The organism is Neorhizobium populisoli (genome assembly GCF_019430945.1).
Taxonomy (GTDB): Bacteria; Pseudomonadota; Alphaproteobacteria; order Rhizobiales; family Rhizobiaceae; genus Neorhizobium; species Neorhizobium populisoli.
Genome location: NZ_JAHYCB010000007.1, coordinates 374,993 through 392,335 on the forward strand (window position 1 = coordinate 374,993; position 17,343 = coordinate 392,335).

The following is a 17,343-nucleotide window of genomic DNA, read 5'->3' on the forward strand; positions in this document are numbered from 1 at the left end:
GTCGTGTATACATGACGACATCAGCGCACAAATGCAAGGGGGAATGTTCGGGTCACTTACGATCGCCCTCGGATGGTAAATCGGGGACTTAACGGCGACAGAAAGGTGGCCAAATCCTAGGAATTGAGGAGCACCAGGCCGGGCACGCTCAGCATCAGCTCAGGATCTTCGAACACCGCGTAATCAAGGTTCTTGCGGGCGATGCGGGCATGTTCGCGACCAATGAACTCGGCCCGCGCGCCTTCGCGTCCGGCGATCGCCTGCACCATTGATCGGTGCTGATCCTGGGCAATATGCAGCGATTGCCGAAAGGCTGCGACATGCGCGCGGCCCGACAAGAAGGCCGAGGGCGAGGCTAAAGGAAGCCGCGTCGCGCGCTCCACTTCGCGCTGGATCACCGAACTGCCGGACAGCTCGACGAGCACGACATGGAACTTGGCGTTCGCATCGGAATAGGCTTCGAGATCCACCTCGTCCGCGCCTTCGCCAAAACAGTCCTCCAAACGTGCCAGCAATTCGCGAAGCTGGTCGAGCCCCGCCTGCGACACTCCGCGCTCGGCTGCCAAACGCGCCGCCGTGCCTTCGAGAACCCCGCGCAGCTCAATTGCATCGACCGCGTCCGCATAGGTGAAGCTGCGCACCACGAAGCCGCCATTGGCGAGGCGATCCAGCAACCCTTCCTCGGCGAGCCGCGACATGACCTCGCGCACCGGCGTGCGGGAAATCTGCAGCGTCTCGGCAAGCGGAACCTCGAACAGCCGCGTGCCGCCGGGATAATCGCCGCTCAGGATTTTCTTGCGAAGCTCCATCAGCGCGCGAGTCGTGTGGGTCGTTCTCGAGCTTTCTTCCAATTCAACATCCTTGCCAGCGGCGAGGCAGCAACCTCAGCCTGTCCATGGCAAATCTTAGCGATAGAAGATGAATTGGCCAAGCCCCATGTATACAGCCGATTTCAGCACCTGAACCGTGGGGTTCAGTGCCTTAACAAGCTAGACCGCGTATACAAGCGCTCAGCTGCTGCGGCGGGCCGCCAGTACGCGAATAACTGTCTCGCGCAGATCGCCTGACGCCTTCACGCCGCTTGCCGCCATCGCGTCCTGAATAGCGGCCGTCTCGCGGGCAATGCCGCCATTCAGGCCCAGTGCGTCGAGCGTCACGCCGCTTTCGCGCATTTCTGCCGCACGGCGGCGGCCATGACGTGTCGTCCGCTCGAACTGGTAGTCCGGAAATTTCGACCAATCGAGACCGGGAAAGCTGCCAGAGAGCGATGCCAGGATCTCTTCGAAACAGCCCGAAGCTTCCGCTGCCAGCAGCGCCTCTACGGTAATCGCCTCAAGCCCCTTTACGAAGACGGATCGCACCATCTTGATCGCCGTCGCCGATCCCACCTTCTCACCGGCGAAATCCGCACTGAAACCGAGACCGCGGAACTGCTCCAGAAGCTCTTCAGCCGTATTGCCCGCCAGTAGAACAGGCGTCGCATGCCCCTTCGGATACACGGGCGCCATCACGGCCATGTCGAGATAGTCCGCACCCGAACCGTTGATCAGCTCGGCAGTCTCCCGTTTGCGGCCCGGAGAGACGGAATTGATGTCGATGAACAATGCGCCCTGTCCAAGATGCTGCGCGATCGACTGCGCTGCGGCAAGGCTCTGGTCGGCCGTGACGGCGCTGAAAATCCATTCGGCATCGGCAAGCCCCGCCGGCGTTTCCACCATCCGGACGCCGCGGCTGGTGATCGCATCCTGCATGTCGGCTGCACTGTCCGCCTTGTCGAGCAGCATATCGTATGCCCAGAACTCGCCGCCATCGAGCCTCGGCGCGAGACTGTCATGGAAGGCTCGGGCCGCTTCGCCGAACCCCAGGAATGCAATTCTCATCGTCTCGTTCCTCGCACTCAGTTGCCGAAAACCATGCCATCAAACAGTTTGCGCGCGGTGCGCAGAACGGCGGCACGATAAACCTCACCATCCTTCATCGTCGCGATGACGCTCATCTCGCCGGTCGGATGTTCGATCGACATCAGCTTCTCGTCGCCACCAGGAATGACTGCCAGTTCGGATGCCGGCCCTTCGGGCAGGAGACATGCCGTCGCGACGCTGACTGCGCCCAGTACACCGATCGCATCGTGGCAGGTATGCGGAATGAAAGTGCGCGTGGAGATCGCTCCGCCCGCCGTCGGCGCCGAGACCATCGTCATCTTCGGCACGGATTTTTTCGTCACATCACCGAGATTCATCATCGGCCCGGCCTTCAAGCGGATCGCCTCCAGCTTGGCGCGCAGTTCCTGATTGGCTTCGATATCCTTCGGGCTTTCGTCACCGTTGATACCCAGCACATCGGCCCGCATCACGACGCAAGGCATACCGTTGTCGATCAGCGTGCAGGCGACGCCGTCGATCTCGTCCACCGCATTGCCGGTCGGCAGCAGCGCACCACAGGAGGAACCGGCGGTATCGGCAAATACGATCGGCACCGGCGCGGAGGTGCCCGGTACGCCATCGATCCGCGCCGTTCCCTTGTAAGTTACCTTGCCGCCGGGCGTCTCGATCGTCGCGATGGCGATCTGACCGGTATTTTCCATGAAGATCGAAACTTCGGTCCTGTCACCTTTCACCGGCACCAGCCCGCGCTCGATGGCGAAAGGCCCGATACCGGCAAGGATATTGCCGCAGTTTTGAGCATCAGTAACAATCGGCTGGTCAACGAAGACCTGCAGGAAGAGATAGTCTATATCGACCCCTTCCCGCTCGGATTTTTTCACGACCGCAACTTTTGACGTGAGCGGATTGGCGCCACCCATGCCATCGATCTGGCGGGCGTCGGGCGAGCCCATGACGCGAAGGAGAAAACCATCGCGATCTTCCGGCAGGTCTTCGGCGAGGAAATATCCGCCCTTGGATGTGCCGCCGCGCATCCACATGCATCGGATGCCGGTTTCTGTGTCAGTCATAGTTACCTCCCTCTTCTCCCCAGCGGGGAGAAGTGCCGAGCGAATGCGAGGCGATGAGGGGGCTACACGGAGCAACACCTACCATTGGCGTTTGAGCGCTTGGCCCCCTCATCCGACCCTTCGGGCCACCTTCTCCCCGCTGGGGAGAAGGGAAAACGGCACCCACCGCTCAAATATACTTCAAACCCTTTTCCGCGAGCTTGCCGCGCATGTCGTAGATATCGAGGCCAAGCTCGCCAGCCGCGAGCCGCTTGCGCTTGTCATCTTCGGCAGCCACACGAGCTTCCGCCTTCTTCGCCACCGCCTCGGCCTCTTCACGAGCGACGACGCAAACGCCGTCATCGTCGGCGATGATCACATCGCCCGGACGCACATAGGCACCGGCGCAGACGACCGGCACGTTGACCGAACCGAGCGTTTCCTTGACTGTGCCCTGCGCGAAGGTCGCCTTCGACCAGACCGGGAATTCCATATCGGTCAGATCGGCCACATCCCGCACGCCGGCATCGATGATCAGACCCTTGCAGCCGCGCGCCAGCGCCGAGGTCGCCAACAGATCCCCGAAATAACCGTCCTCGCAAGGGCTGGTCGGCGCCAGCACCAGAATGTCGCCAGCCTTCAACTGCTCGATCGCTACATGCAGCATCCAGTTGTCGCCCGGCGGCGCGGAGATCGTCACCGCGCTTGCGGCAAGGCGGGCGCCCGAATAGATCGGCCGCATATAGCTGGCGAGCAAGCCCTTGCGGCCCTGCGCCTCATGAACGGTGGCAACACCGCAGGCGGCCAGCCGGTCGATGACCGACTGATCAGCACGCTCGATATTCTGGACGACGACACCCATCGGAGTTCACCTTCCTCAGAGTTCGTCGACGGTGCGCGGAAAGACCGACTGGAAGCCTTCCGCATGGGTCGACTTGCGTCCACTGGCCTGGCCGCCGGAATTGCGCATGAAGTGGTTGCCGCGGTTCTCGGCAACGTTCTTGTAGAAGTCCCAGAGATGTTCCTGGCCTTCCATGCACTGGATGGCCGCCCACTTCTTGTCCCAGACGGGCGAGATGTCGAGAAAGACGTCCGGCTTCCATTCCATCTGTTCGGTCTGGTGCGGCTCGAACAGATAGAGCTGCGGCGCGCCGAGCACTTTCTCACCTGGATTGTGGCCCCAGGCCTGGGCGATCATGCGGGCTTCGATCGCCACCTGCGTCGCATACATGTGGTCGGTATTGTAGTTGTCGACCTTGGAATGCGACAGCATGAATTCCGGCTGCACCTTGCGGATCACGTCGACCAACTTGAACTTGGCGTCCTGATCCACGACTAGCGGATAATCGCCAAGATCGAAGAACTGAATGTCGGTGACATCGAGCGCCTTGGCAGCCGCTTCAGCCTCCTTGCGGCGCTCGGTCTTGACCTTTTCCAGCGTCATGCCCGGATTCTTCCAGAGTTTGGCGCTCTCGCCACGTTCGCCATAGGACAGGCAGATGACGGTGACTTCGTAACCTTTGGATTCGTGCAGCGCGATCGCGCCGCCGCAGCGCCAGACGAAATCCGCCGAATGGGCGCTGATGACCAATGCTGTCTTTGCCATGATATGCCTCGTAATATCTTATTTATGAGCGACCGGCGGCGTGCCGTGCGTGTGGAATGTTTCGATCGTCTTCATGCCCCAGGCCTGGCCCTTCTTGCGGTCCGCCTCGGTCCAGACGACCGGCTTCCAATCCGGCCGCAGGATGAGCCGCGCGCCGGCATTGGCAATTTCGACGCGGTTGCCGGCCGGCTCCCAGACATAAAGGAAGAACGTGCCCTGGATCGCATGCTTGTGCGGGCCGGATTCGATGTGAACGCCGTTTTCCAGGAAGATATCAGCGGCGCGCAGGATGTCTTCGCGCTGGTCGACCGCATAGGTGACGTGGTGGAAACGGCCGTGCGAACCGGTATGGTCTTCCGAGCAGGCAAGGTCATAGGTCTTGTTGTTGATGGTGAACCAGCATCCGCCGATCCGGCCGTTGTCGAGCTGGATCATTTCCGTGACGCGGCTGCCGAGCGCCACCGTCATGAACTCGCGGATTTGGCTAACGTCGGAGGCAAGCAGGTTAACATGGTCGAGGCGGCGCGGGGAAGCGCCGCGGCCGTGATAACGCTGGGCGATGTTCTTCAGCGCCGGTTTCTCTTCCGGCGGCGCCACATATTCCTTGGTATCCCAGTAAAGTTCGAAGAGATGCCCATCCGGGCTCTTGAACTGATAGGCGCGGCCATGGCCGAGATCGCCTTCGCTCCAGCCGACACCCCAGCCCTTGTCCTCGATCACCTTGACACGGCGCTCCAGTGCCTCCGGTGAAGAGGTGCGGTAACCGATGTGGCCGATGCCGGTCGTATTGTGGCGGGTGAGCTTCAGCGTATGGAATTCATAATCGTCGAAGGCGCGCAGATAGACGCTGTTTTCGTCCCGTCCGCTCTCGGTCAGGCCATAGACGCGGGTGAAGAAATCGAGCGTCTCGTCGAAACGGTCGGAATAGAGTTCAACGTGACCCAGATGGGCGACATCGTAACAGTTCTCGGTCATTGCTTTTCCCAAATACTCGACGATCCGGGTCAAGTGATTGGCCCGCAACCGGCTTGAGAACGCCCGGTGGACAGGCTTTCTCCTCCAATTCGAAGCAGGCTTCCTCCACCCGCACCCGGCCGGCAAGTGAGTACCGACGGTTGGAAAAGACATAGGAGGAGATAGGCAGACTGACGAATAGGTTCTTCTGCCGCGTCATAAGTTTTGGTTGAAATAGACCAAAGCCGCCTGCCCGATTCATGGCCGCGACAAACGAAAAAGGCGCGGCAAAACATGCCGCGCCTTCGCAAATTCATCTCGCTGTCAGACAGCGGGCAGAGCTGGTCAGCCCGCCGGAGCCGGTGCCGGTGCGGCGCCATGGCCTCCGAAGAACGGCAACCAGTCGAGCGAACCCGGCCACACGGCATTGGTACCGTTGAGCACCATTTCGATTGCCACGTAGAAGATGATCGCGAGACCGACATAAGCGATCCAGCGGTGCTTGTTCAGCAGGCGAGCGATGAAGCTTGCGGCAAGGCCCATCAGCGCGATGGAGAGGCCGAGGCCAACGATCAGCACCCATTCGTGATGACCGGCCGCACCGGCAACCGCCAGAACGTTGTCGAGAGACATCGAAACGTCGGCGATGACGATCTGCCAGGCAGCCTGGGCAAAGGTCTTCTTCGGTGCACCGGCGGCAACCTTGCCATCCTTGTTGAGGTCTTCGCCTTCAAGCGCCTCGGTCGCTTCCTCTTCATGATGGTGCGGAGAGCGTAGCTCGCGCCACATCTTCCAGCAGACATAAAGCAGAAGGATACCGCCGCCGATCAGCACCATGCCGCCCATGGCGAGCAGCTGCTGGGTGACGGCGGCGAAGAATATGCGCAGCACGGTCGCTGCGATGATACCGACCAGAATGGCCTTGGCGCGGATTTCCTTCGGAAGGCCGGCGGCGGCCAGGCCGATGACGATCGCATTGTCGCCGGCCAGCACAAGGTCGATCATGATAACTTGCGCGAGGGCTGAAAGCGCCTCCGCACTGAAAATTTCCATCATTTGGCACCCGATCTCGAAATAGCAGGAGTGCCGCGTGCCGCGGAGCGTGACGAAACTGAGCCTTGCGACTGGCGTTTAAGCCTGTCGCAGGTCACCGCCGTTTTCGTCGCGTGATTTCCACGAACACCAGGCACCCAAGTTGGACTAAATCCAGTCCGACATCACAGCTCACGGATGAACTGCCAGAGGGGCCCGGTCCTGGTAGCCCGAGATTTAGCGCCATGATTGCGGAAACTCAAGTGAAGACTTCACGAAAGAATGAACGCGGGGCCGCTATTTTGTACGGGATCGTTGACGATCCCTTGCCATTCCTCAGAAAAAGCTGCGCCGGCAACGCGAAATCTGTGCCGGCGCGGCCGTGATCAGGAAACCGTCGGGTCGAGCTTGTCGCGCAGCCAGTCGCCGACGATCGAGATCGACAGCGTCGTCAGCATGATGACGAAGGACGGCGCCAGCATGATCCAGGGCGCGCGGGTCAGATACTCGCGGCCATAACCGACCATGTTGCCGAGACTGGTCATCGGCGGCTGCACGCCGAGGCCAAGGAAGGACAGGCTCGATTCCATCAGGATGATTTCCGGGAAGGTCAGCGTCATCGAGACGATCAGCGTCGAGGCGATGTTCGGCAGGATGTGCTTCAGATAGACCCGCGACGGCTTGGCGCCAAGCTGGGTGACGGCTGACGCATAACCTTGTCCGCTCGCCGCAATCGCCAGGCCGCGGGCGATACGGGCGTAACGCTCCCAGCCATAGAAACCCATCAGGCAGATCAGCAGCGTCAGCGACGAGCCGAAGAACGCAAGCACTGCCAGCGACATGATCAGGAAGGGCATGGCGGCCTGAAAGTCGGCCAGCATCAGCACCAACTGTTCGACGATGCCGCGGAAATAGGCCGCCAGGAAGCCGAGCGTGGTGCCGACGAAAGCGGAGATCAGCGTCGCGCCGAAGGCGATCAGCAGCGAAATCCGGATCGACTCGATCAGGCGGGACATCACGTCACGGCCGAGTTCGTCGGTTCCGAGCCAATGCGCGGGATTACCCATCATCGACAAACGGTTGCGCAGGTCCATTGACGTGATCGCATAGGGGCGGATCCAGTCAGCCGACAATGCGATGACGACCATCGCGACGATCCAGACGACGCCGATAGCGACGAAGATCGGAAATCGGCGCTTCGACTTCATCTTCTGCGTGGCGCCGATAACCGGAGCCGATTGAACAGCGGGGTTAGCCATATCAATTCTCCTTAGTGCCGGGCTTGGTTGTTGCGAAGACGCGGGTCGAGATAGCCGTAGAGAATGTCGACCACGAAATTGGAGATGACCATCGTCGCGGCCACCATCAGCAGGATGCATTGCACGACGGCAAGGTCACGGTTCGAAACCGACACCACCAGCAGGCGGCCGATGCCCGGCCAGGAGAACAGCGATTCCACCACCACGGCACCGGCGATCAGCGTGCCGACCATGAAGCCGGTGATCGTGACGATCGGGATCGCCGCATTCGGGAAAGCGTGTTCCCAGATCACCCGGCGCCACGGCAGGCCCTTGGCGCTGGCGGTGCGCATATAGGGCTGGCCGAGAATTTCGATCATCGCGCTGCGCGAGAAACGGGCCAGAATGCCGGCGCCGCCGATGCTCATCGTCACGATCGGCAGGATGGCATGCATCCAGCTGTCGCGGCCGCCGGAGGGCAAAAGGCCCCAGGTGACGGAGAAAAGCAGCACGAGAATGAGGCCAAACACGAAGCTCGGCATGGTGAAGCCGATAACGGCGCCTGCCATGACGCCGCGATCCACCGCACTGTCGCGATGCAGCGCCGCATAAACGCCCGACGGGATACCGATCATCAGCTTGAGGATCAGCGCCGGCACGGTGAGCTGCAACGTCGCCGGAATGCGGTCCATGACAAGCGAGATCGCCGACTGGCCGTCACGCATGGAAATGCCGAGATCGCCACCGAGGATCGCGCCGAAATAGCTCAGATACTGGATCCAGATCGGCTGATCGAGACCCCAGGCCTTGCGGAAAGCGATAATCGCATCTGGAGGCGCTTCCGGACCCATGATGATCAACGCCGGGTCGCCGGACAGGCGCAGCACGACGAAAGCGAAAGTGACGACCAGAACGATCGTCATGAAAGCGCGCAGCGCCCGGATGAGAAAGAAACGCAACATCGATCAGGTCTCCGAAGTGGCGGGCACGAGATGGCAGGCGGCCTTGCGGCCGGCCTCGACCGAGACGAAGGCGGGAATCTCGACCCTGCACCGCTCCATCGCCACCGCGCAACGCGGATGAAAGGCGCAGCCGGACGGCCGGGCGGCCGGGTTCGGCGGCTCACCCTGCAGGATGATCCGGTCCTTCAGCGCCGTGCCCGGCACCGGCACGCTGGAGACCAGCGCCTGCGTGTAAGGATGCAGCGGCCGGCGGAAGATATCCTCGGACGGCGCTTCCTCGACGATGCGGCCGAGATACATGACCGCGACGCGATCGGAGATATTGCGGACGACCTTCAGGTCATGGCTGATGAAGGCCATGGCGATGCCACGGGTTTCCTGCAGGTCGCGCAGAAGATTGATGACCTGCGCCTGGATCGAAACGTCGAGCGCCGAAACCGGTTCGTCGCAGACCAAGAGGTCTGGATTGGTGGCGATGGCGCGGGCGATGACGACCCGCTGGCGCTGGCCGCCGGACAGTTCGTGCGGATAGCTGCTCGCCTGGTCGCGGCGAAGCCCGACGGATTGCAGCAGTGTCTCGACGCGATCCTTGCGCTCTTTCTCGCTGCCGACCGCGTGAATATCCAGCGGCTCGGCGACCTGGGTGCCGATCGGAATGCGACGATCGAGCGCCGCAAGCGGATCCTGAAAGACCAGCTGCATGCGCGAACGCAGCTGCCGCCATGCATTGCTCTTGAGCTTCGGCATCGGCCTGCCGTCGAACTGCACCTGGCCTTCGCTGGGCTCTTCGAGGCCGAGCAGAAGGCGGCCGGTCGTGGACTTTCCGGAACCGGATTCACCGACGATGCCGAGCGTTGTGGCAGGCGCCACCGACAGTGTCACGCCATCGACGGCGCGCACATGTGTCGGCGTGCCGAACAGGCCCTTGCGGGAAATATAGGTTTTGACGAGATCGTTCGCCTCGATGAGATTGGTCGCGCTCATGCGAATTCCACCTTCTCGACCAAAATGTGGGCTGATGGGCCCGGCGCGCCGGGCTCCTCCAGCGGATGGAAACAGGCGGTCGCCCAACCATCAGTGCCAGAAAGCGTCGGTACCTGATTATGGCAGACTTCGGACGAGTGGGCGCAACGCGGCGCGAATGCACAGCCGGCCGGCATGCGGCCCGCCTGCGGCACCGTGCCGGGGATCGGGATCAGCCGCTCGCGGCCGGCATCGAGCCGCGGGATCGCGTCGAACAGCCCGCGCGTATAGGGATGGCGCGGTGCGCGAAACAGCATTTCGGTGGAACACTGCTCGACGATGCGGCCGGCATACATGACGCAGACGCGCTCGCAGATCTGGCTTACCGCACCGAGATCGTGGCTGATGAAGACGATCGCCATGCCGGTTTCCTGGCGAAGCGAAATGAGCAGATCGAGGATCTGTGCCTGGATGGTCGCGTCGAGCGCCGTGGTCGGCTCGTCGGCGATCAGCAGGTCGGGTTTGCCGGCGAGTGCCATGGCGATCATCAGGCGCTGGTTCTGGCCGCCGGAAAATTCGTGCGGATAGTTGTCGAAACGACGGACGGCATCCGGAATGCCGACGAGATCCATCAGCCGGATCGCTTCCGCACGTGCCGTGGCGCCGCTGAGCCCCTGATGCAGGGAGACGGCCTCGGCAATCTGCCGGCCGGCACGCAGCACCGGATTAAGCGAGCTGGACGGATCCTGGAAGATCATCGCGATGCGACCGCCGCGCACATGTTCCAGCTTTTCGCGTGGCGAACCGACGAGTTCCTCGTCACCGAGTTTTACCGAGCCGGACACCGAAGCCTTGCCCGGCAGAAGGCCAAGCGCCGCAAGCCAGGTCACCGACTTGCCGCAACCGGATTCGCCGACGAGACCGACGGCCTCGCCTTTTTCGATCGTCAGATTGATCCCGTGTAGGACCGGAACGCCGCTGAAAGCGACCCCGAGATTGGAGATTTCGACCAACGGCATGAACCGTCTCCTTGTCTGGGTGGGCGCTTCACTGAAGCGGCGCCGAAAACGGGAAACGGGCCGAAGGTTTCCCTTCGGCCCGCAAGTCAATGGTGGGCTCAGCCCCAGTTGCCGGCGCGGAAGTCCATGGCGAAGGAGGCGGCAGCCTTCCACTTGGTCTTCTTCGACTTGGCGGTAAACACGGCGTTCTGGTGGAGAACCGTGTAGGCCGGGTCGTCGCGTTCGCAGATCTGCAGCATGCGGGCGAAGGCTTCGCGGCGCTTCGCACGGTCGGTGCTGGTTTCCATGAAGTTGGAGAGGGTGTTCATCTCCTCGTTCGTCCACTCGCCGACCTGCTGCTGCTGGCCGTTCGGGCCGTGCTGAGCCACGATCGAAGAGACCGGGTCGGAGAAGTTGGCGGAGTTCGACCAGTCGCGGACTGCACGCGTCGGGGTCTTTTCGAGGATCTGCTGCCAGTTTTCCTTCATTTCGATCTGGACGTTCAGGCCAACCTGATTCCACATCTCGACGAGGACCTGCGCGGTCGGGGTCTGGTTGGTATAGTAGTTGTTGAGCAGGCGATAGGGAATCGGGTCGCCCTTGTAGCCGGCGTCCTTCAGGAGCTTGCGGGCGAGTTCCGGGTTATATTCCGGAACCTTCCAGTCCTTGATCAACATGTCGGCGTAGAAGTCCCACTGCAGGCCTGCCGGAACCTTGGTGCGGCCGGCCCAGAGCGAGTCGACGATCGCCTGGCGGTCGATCGCGTGCGTGAAGGCGCGGCGAACGAGCGGGTTGGCAAGCTGCGGATGCGTCTTGTCGAATACGGTCAGGCGGTGGTTGGTGATCGTGCCGCCGAGAACTTCGAAACCGGCGTTCTTTTCGATGCCCTGGATCTGGTCCGGCGGGATGTCGGAAGCGAGGTCGTATTCGCCCGACAGAAGGCCGTTGATGCGGGACGCGACTTCCGGAACTTCGACGAAGCGGATGCGCTTCAGAGCCGGCAGGCCACCCCAATACTGATCGTGGGATTCATAGATCAGATAGGTGTCCGGCTTGAACTCGGCGACCTTGTACGGGCCGGTGGTGATCGGCTTGCGGGCCCAGTCCAGATAGCTCTTCGACTCGTCCCACGCGCGGCGGCTGGCGATCGCGCTGGCGACAGCGGAAAGGCGGCCTTCCATAGTGACGTCGGACGAACCGTTGACGAAACGGACCGTGTACTTGTCGACGATCTCGACGCCGAGCAGGGCCGGCCAGAAGCGGCGGGCAACAGCCGGGATTTCGACCGGAAGTTCCTTGCTTTCGCGGCCGAGCGGGTTCTTTTCGGTGACGAAAATGGTCTTGCCGGTGGACGGCTGGGTATTGCCGAACATGCGCTCCTTGCTGAAGGAGAAGACGACGTCTTCGGCGGTCATTTCGTCGCCGTTATGGAACTTGACGCCCTGGCGGAGCTTCAGCTCAAGGGTCTTGTCGTCGATGCGGCGCCATTCGGTGGCAAGGCCAGGTGTCGCAGTCAGGTCGGACAGCCACTTGGTGCCGATCAGGGTTTCCCAGAGCGACGAGTTGAAGATGCGGGTGCCGACATTCGACTGTTCGCGCAGCGTGTCGAGCGTGTTGGAGTTGGAGATTTTCTGAACGGCGACGGTGATCGACGGACGCTGGTCGGCCTGGGCGATCGAGAAGCGCGGCAGGATCAGCGAACCGGCAGCGGCGGCACCGAGGCCGAGCGTGCTGCGACGGGTGAAGTTGACCATTGGATATTCTCCTTGGGGGTGGAATTGAGGGTTGGGTTCAGTTTTCGCGCACGGTCAGTCCCTGCGGACCGGAGCGATAGTGGGTAAGGGTTCGGTCCGCATGGACGAGCCGCCAGGAAAGCGCCTTCTGCGCGTAGTCGCGCACCAGGCTTGCATAGGCTGGATCGTCGGCGAGGTTTTCGAACTCGTGCGGGTCTTTCTCGAGATCGAAGAAGAGCGGCGGGAGCGCGGCGAAATGGACGTATTTGTACTTCTCGTCCTGGATGACGCAGAGGCTGGAATTGTCCATGTCGAGACCGAGCACGGCCTGCGGCTCGGAATAAAAGATATCCCGGAAATCGTATTCGTAGTGAAGTTCTGTCCGCCAATCCGCCGGCCGGGTTCCTTTCAGGAAAGGCAACAGAGAAGCGCCGTCGCAGGCGCGCGGAATGTCGCCGCCCAGCCATTCGAGAATGGTCGGCATGACGTCGATGCTTTCGGTGAACGCTTCCTCGATCTCGCCGGCGCGCGGATTGTCGTGCGCATCCTTGACGACGAGCGGAATGCGGAAGCTCTCGTCGTTATAACCGATCTTGCCGAGCAGATGGTGATCGCCGAGCTGTTCGCCGTGGTCGCTGGTGAAGATCACCAGCGTGTCGTCCCACTGGCCGGTCTCGTCGAGATAGTCGAAGACGCGGCCGAGGCAGTCGTCCACTTCGGTGATCAGGCCGCAATAGGTGGCGCGCATCTGGCGCAGTTCCGCCTCGTCCATCGTCGAGCCGGAGCCTTCGGCGCCGTGGAAGAACGAACCGCGCTTGATGCCATCGACATAGAACTTCATCAACGGATGCTGGGCACCTTCGGTCTCCGGGCTCTCGGCCCGGATCGGCGCCGGCATGTCTTCCGGGCTGTACATGGCATGATAGGGCGCCGACGCCACGAAGGGCGGATGCGGGCGGTAATAGCCGAGATGCAGGAAGAACGGCCTGCCCTGACGGCCCTTGAGATAAGTCAGCGCCCGCTCGGTGAAGAAGGTCGAGTCGGAATATTCCTTCGGGATACATGACGGCTTATCGGTCGCGCCTGCCACCGCCTCTTCGCCTTCCGGCAGCCAGATATCCGGGTGATGTTCAGGCAGTTCGAAACCCTGCTGCGCTACCCAGCCGAAATAGCCTTCCATATTCGGCTCGAACGCACCGACGGAGCGGAAACCATCCATCAGGTCGCCAAGGCCGAGGAAGCGCGGATCGTTGACGGAAGTGGTGCGCGGGTCCGGCGTCGTGGTCGTGTAACCGATCAGGGCCGGATCGTAACCGACGGTGCGCAGCGCCTTGCCGAGGTTGAAATGGCGCTGATCGAGCGGCACGGTGTTTTGCACCGCGCGGTGGTTCATCAGGTAAAGCCCGGTCAGCAGGCTGGCGCGCGCCGGACCGCAGGGAACGCAGGTCGTCACGTGATTGCGGAAGGTCACCCCTTCGCGGCAGATCCGATCCAGATTGGGCGTTTTCAGAAAATCCGGCTTGCCGTCGGCGCGCAGGATATGCGGCATGAAATCCGCCCGCCACTGGTCTACGACGATAAGAAGAACGTTCTTTCTGGTCACGGAAAGCCCCCTGATTTGCGGGGGCTATTTGGCGATCCTGTGTATCAGTTCCGTGACGCAATCATTGCAGAAAGATGAAATTGAACACGTATGCATATTTCGCAATTTCGTGGTACAAATGTAATAAGCACGACACAAAATTCCGGCATGACGCACCGCCCGGTCATATTCCGCGGCCTGTCGCACAGCGGCATTTCCCATTGCTTTTAACGGAGTTTTCCATGTCTTCCCTTCCCGTGATCGGCGCGGCCATGCCGCTTGATGGCCTCGAAATGCATCGCGACTGGCTGCTCGAGAAGCAGCGCGACCTCGAACTTCAGGATTTCACCACCGGCGAAGTCCTGAACGGCGACTGGACGCCGCTGGCCGAGCGGGCAAAGAAATTACTCGACGGTTATACCGGCCGCCTCGGCATCCATGGTCCGTTCTGGGGCTTCACCATCGCTTCGATGGATCCGGATGTTCGCGCCGTCGTCGCCAAGCGCATGAAGCAGGGCCTTGAAGTCTGCGCCGCCATCGGCGCTACCCAGATGGTTGCCCACAGCCCCTACTCGACCTGGTCCTACAACAATTTCGACCACAACAAGGGCTCGCGCGAAAAAACCGTCGAATTCACGCATCTGACCATGCGTGACGCCGTCAAGCAGGCGGAAGATCTCGGCGTCGTCATCGTTCTTGAAAACATCGAGGATATCGACCAGCACGCGCGCGTTGCTCTTGCCGATAGCTTTAATTCGCCGGCCGTCGCCGTGTCGATCGACACCGGCCACGCGCATTATGCCCACGGCTCCACGGGCGCTCCGCCGGTCGATTATTACGTGAAGGCCGCCGGCAACCGCCTGCAGCACGTTCACCTGCAGGATGCGGACGGTTATGCCGATCGTCACTGGACGCTCGGTGAAGGCAATATCCTCTGGCCGTCCGTCTTCCGCGCGCTGGCCGATGTCACCAGCAAACCGCGCCTGATCGTCGAGATCAGGGAAAAGTCGCAGATCCCGGCTTCGGTCGAATATCTCGCGTCGCTCGGCCTCGGCCAGTAAGCCTCATTCACGGTCGTGGCTCCGATATGCGGGGCCACGATCGATCATGCCGGAAATTGGTTCATTCCGGGCACATGTCGCGCAGATGCGTCTGGGTGGCAAGAATATCGCCGATCATCATCTCGCGGGCGAGCACCGCATTGCGCTCGCGAAGCGCCGAGACGATCTGGAAGTGATAGGACGAAAAGGGCCTAACGACGCCCTGCTCGAATTCCTTCTCCAGATAATTGGTCAACATCCGCATATAGGAGCCGAACCGCAGCCAGAGCATCTCGATATGCTGCGGCAACACTTCGGATCTCGATAACTCGTAAATGCCGAAATGGAATTCCTGGTTCTTGCGCAGCATGCCGTAGACATCGCCGGCCTTGCCCATGTCCTCGTGCTCCCGCGCCAGCGCTTCGGCACGATCGATGTCCTCGTCGGTCATGTGCGCGCAGGCAAGCTCGGTGGCGAGCCCTTCCAGGGCGATACGGGCCTGGCATACATCGTCCAGCCGCTTGCGCGATACGCTCGGCACGCGTGCCGAACCGTTATGGGCGATCTCCAGCCCGTTTTCGGCCGCAAGCCGCCGCAATGCTTCGCGCACCGGCATGTGGCTAGTGCCGAATTCGTTAGCCAGAGACGAAATGGTGATCGCCTGCGCCGGCGCAAACGATCCCCACATCAGCGCCCGGCGCAACTGCTCGTAGACAGTGTCCTGCACCGTTACACGCGATGTCACCTTCAACAGGCCGTTTTCCGCCATTTTGTCCTCTGGTTTACAAAAAACCACACAACCAGGCCTCGCATAAGAGACCTGTCACTTCAAGTCTTGCCCAGCCGAGCGGTTGATCACACCTGGGTTTTCCCCCTTGATCAAATCCTTGGACCGCAATACAACAGCCAAAGTTTGATCAAATGCTCATATGGGCTTTTCGAACATAGACCGGCGAATACGCTTTGTCACCTGCGGACTCGTCGTCGCAAAGTTGGAAACTGGGGAGATATTCAATGAATACGCACGTCACGGCAGGCGACAATATCGCCAAGGCCTTTCCGGTGGACGAGATCCGGCTGAAGTTTCCGGCGCTGCAGAAATACAAGGATTTCATCTTTCTCGAAAACGCCGGCGGCGCGCAGGTGCCTCAAGCCGTCGTCGATGCGGTCGCGGCCCATCTGGTCGACTGCAACGTGCAGCGCATGGCACCCTATCTGCACAGCCAGGGCGTCGACCGTTCGGTCGCAGCAGGCCGTGAGTCTGTAGGACTGCTGGTCAATGCCTATCGCCCGGAAGAGATTTCCTTCGGTCTCAATGCGACATCCTTCATCCGTCTCGTCAGCCTCGGCATCGCCAAGATGCTTCAGGAGCGCAACGAAATCATCGTCACCGACATGGACCACGATGCCGACATCGCCACCTGGCTGGCGCTGGAAGCTGACGGCGCCAAGATCGTCTGGTGGAAGATGCGCGAAGACGGCACACTGCACACAGAAGACCTGAAGCCGCTTCTGAACGACAAGACCCGCCTCGTCGCCTGCACCGTTACCGCCCATTCGATCGGCACGATCGTCGATGTCGCGACCGTCGGCAAACTCGCCCATGTGGCCGGCGCCGAAGTCTTCCTCGACTGCGTCCATTACGGCCCGCATGGCCTGATCGATGTCCAGGCCTGGGATTGCGACTATCTCGTCTGCTCCGGTTACAAGAACTTCTCGCCGCATATGGGCTTCCTTTGGGGCCGCTACGACGCGCTGGTCAAGCTGCCGACCTTCAAGGAAGACTTCATCCCGGACGTGCCGCCTTACAAGATCGAAGTCGGCACCTTCACCTATGAAAACGTCGCCGGCATGGATGCCGCCGTGCGCTATCTCGAAGATCTCGGCCGCCAGTTTCTGCCGGAAGGCGAACATTCCCGCCGCGATGCGCTCGTTTCCGCCATGAACGCCATCCGCGCCTACGAGCAGACGCTGTCGAAGAAGATGCTTTCCGTGCTGAAGAAGCATGGCGCGACGGTCTACGGCGTTTCCGACGAGGCGCAGGTGGAAAAGCGGGTGCCGACCATCTGCTTCAACATCCCGGGCGTCTCGCCGCAGCACATCTGCGCCGAGCTTGGCCGCAACAATATCGGCGCCCGCGACGGCCACATGTTCGCGCCGCGCCTGATGAAACGCCTTGGTCTGACCATGGAAAGCGGCTGCATGCGCGTCTCCATGGTCCACTATAACAAGGTCGAAGAGGTCGATCGTTTCGACCAAGTGCTCGGCGAGATCATCGCAAAGGCGAAGTAAGCAGAAGCGCT

General features: G+C 61.2%; 16 protein-coding genes. 2 read left to right on the forward strand and 14 right to left on the reverse strand.

What is annotated here, in order from left to right:
* Positions 1-116 precede the first annotated feature (116 nt).
* The 13 genes from KX729_RS21805 to pehA all read right to left on the reverse strand — a co-directional run bounded on the left by KX729_RS21805 (position 117) and on the right by pehA (position 14,021).
* Complete coding sequence (locus KX729_RS21805) at positions 117-809, reverse strand: GntR family transcriptional regulator (protein ID WP_219744593.1); 693 nt, start codon at positions 807-809, stop codon at positions 117-119.
* Between the two features lie 201 nt (positions 810-1,010).
* Positions 1,011-1,880, reverse strand: coding sequence for an NAD(P)-dependent oxidoreductase (locus KX729_RS21810; protein WP_219744594.1), 870 nt, complete (start codon positions 1,878-1,880; stop codon positions 1,011-1,013).
* Positions 1,881-1,897: 17 nt separating this feature from the next.
* Positions 1,898-2,953, reverse strand: a complete 1,056-nt coding sequence (locus tag KX729_RS21815; RefSeq protein ID WP_219744595.1) for a 4-oxalomesaconate tautomerase — start codon at positions 2,951-2,953, stop codon at positions 1,898-1,900.
* Between the two features lie 169 nt (positions 2,954-3,122).
* Positions 3,123-3,794: a 4-carboxy-4-hydroxy-2-oxoadipate aldolase/oxaloacetate decarboxylase gene (gene ligK / locus KX729_RS21820; protein ID WP_219744596.1), complete on the reverse strand. Its 672-nt coding sequence runs from the start codon at positions 3,792-3,794 to the stop codon at positions 3,123-3,125.
* Positions 3,795-3,809: 15 nt separating this feature from the next.
* Positions 3,810-4,538, reverse strand: coding sequence for a PIG-L deacetylase family protein (locus tag KX729_RS21825; RefSeq protein ID WP_219744597.1), 729 nt, complete (start codon positions 4,536-4,538; stop codon positions 3,810-3,812).
* An 18-nt stretch (positions 4,539-4,556) separates the two neighbouring features.
* On the reverse strand, positions 4,557-5,513 hold the full coding sequence (locus tag KX729_RS21830) for a VOC family protein (RefSeq protein ID WP_219744598.1): 957 nt from the start codon (positions 5,511-5,513) through the stop codon (positions 4,557-4,559).
* Positions 5,514-5,837: 324 nt separating this feature from the next.
* Positions 5,838-6,545 (reverse strand): TerC family protein, encoded by a 708-nt coding sequence (locus KX729_RS21835; RefSeq protein WP_219744599.1) that lies wholly within the window; start codon positions 6,543-6,545, stop codon positions 5,838-5,840.
* Between the two features lie 365 nt (positions 6,546-6,910).
* Complete coding sequence (locus KX729_RS21840) at positions 6,911-7,732, reverse strand: ABC transporter permease (RefSeq protein WP_376776037.1); 822 nt, start codon at positions 7,730-7,732, stop codon at positions 6,911-6,913.
* A 62-nt stretch (positions 7,733-7,794) separates the two neighbouring features.
* Positions 7,795-8,724, reverse strand: coding sequence for an ABC transporter permease (locus KX729_RS21845; RefSeq protein WP_219744601.1), 930 nt, complete (start codon positions 8,722-8,724; stop codon positions 7,795-7,797).
* 3 nt (positions 8,725-8,727) lie between these two features.
* The gene (locus KX729_RS21850) at positions 8,728-9,708 is read right to left on the reverse strand and encodes an ABC transporter ATP-binding protein (RefSeq protein ID WP_219744602.1); all 981 of its coding nucleotides are present in this window, start codon (positions 9,706-9,708) and stop codon (positions 8,728-8,730) included.
* Positions 9,705-10,706 (reverse strand): ABC transporter ATP-binding protein, encoded by a 1,002-nt coding sequence (locus tag KX729_RS21855; protein ID WP_219744603.1) that lies wholly within the window; start codon positions 10,704-10,706, stop codon positions 9,705-9,707. Before KX729_RS21855 ends, KX729_RS21850 begins: the two co-directional genes overlap by 4 nt.
* 98 nt (positions 10,707-10,804) lie before the next feature.
* Positions 10,805-12,439, reverse strand: coding sequence for an ABC transporter substrate-binding protein (locus KX729_RS21860; protein WP_219744604.1), 1,635 nt, complete (start codon positions 12,437-12,439; stop codon positions 10,805-10,807).
* Between the two features lie 37 nt (positions 12,440-12,476).
* Complete coding sequence (gene pehA / locus KX729_RS21865; RefSeq protein WP_219744605.1) at positions 12,477-14,021, reverse strand: phosphoric/sulfuric ester hydrolase PehA; 1,545 nt, start codon at positions 14,019-14,021, stop codon at positions 12,477-12,479.
* Between the two features lie 221 nt (positions 14,022-14,242).
* Between pehA and KX729_RS21870 the strand changes: the two genes are divergently transcribed.
* Complete coding sequence (locus tag KX729_RS21870) at positions 14,243-15,061, forward strand: sugar phosphate isomerase/epimerase family protein (protein ID WP_219744606.1); 819 nt, start codon at positions 14,243-14,245, stop codon at positions 15,059-15,061.
* A gap of 61 nt (positions 15,062-15,122) precedes the next feature.
* Here the strand turns inward: KX729_RS21870 and KX729_RS21875 are convergent, their stop codons facing one another.
* Complete coding sequence (locus tag KX729_RS21875) at positions 15,123-15,809, reverse strand: GntR family transcriptional regulator (protein ID WP_219744607.1); 687 nt, start codon at positions 15,807-15,809, stop codon at positions 15,123-15,125.
* 245 nt (positions 15,810-16,054) lie between these two features.
* Between KX729_RS21875 and KX729_RS21880 the strand changes: the two genes are divergently transcribed.
* Complete coding sequence (locus tag KX729_RS21880) at positions 16,055-17,332, forward strand: cysteine desulfurase-like protein (protein WP_219744608.1); 1,278 nt, start codon at positions 16,055-16,057, stop codon at positions 17,330-17,332.
* The last annotated feature ends 11 nt before the right edge of the window (positions 17,333-17,343 follow it).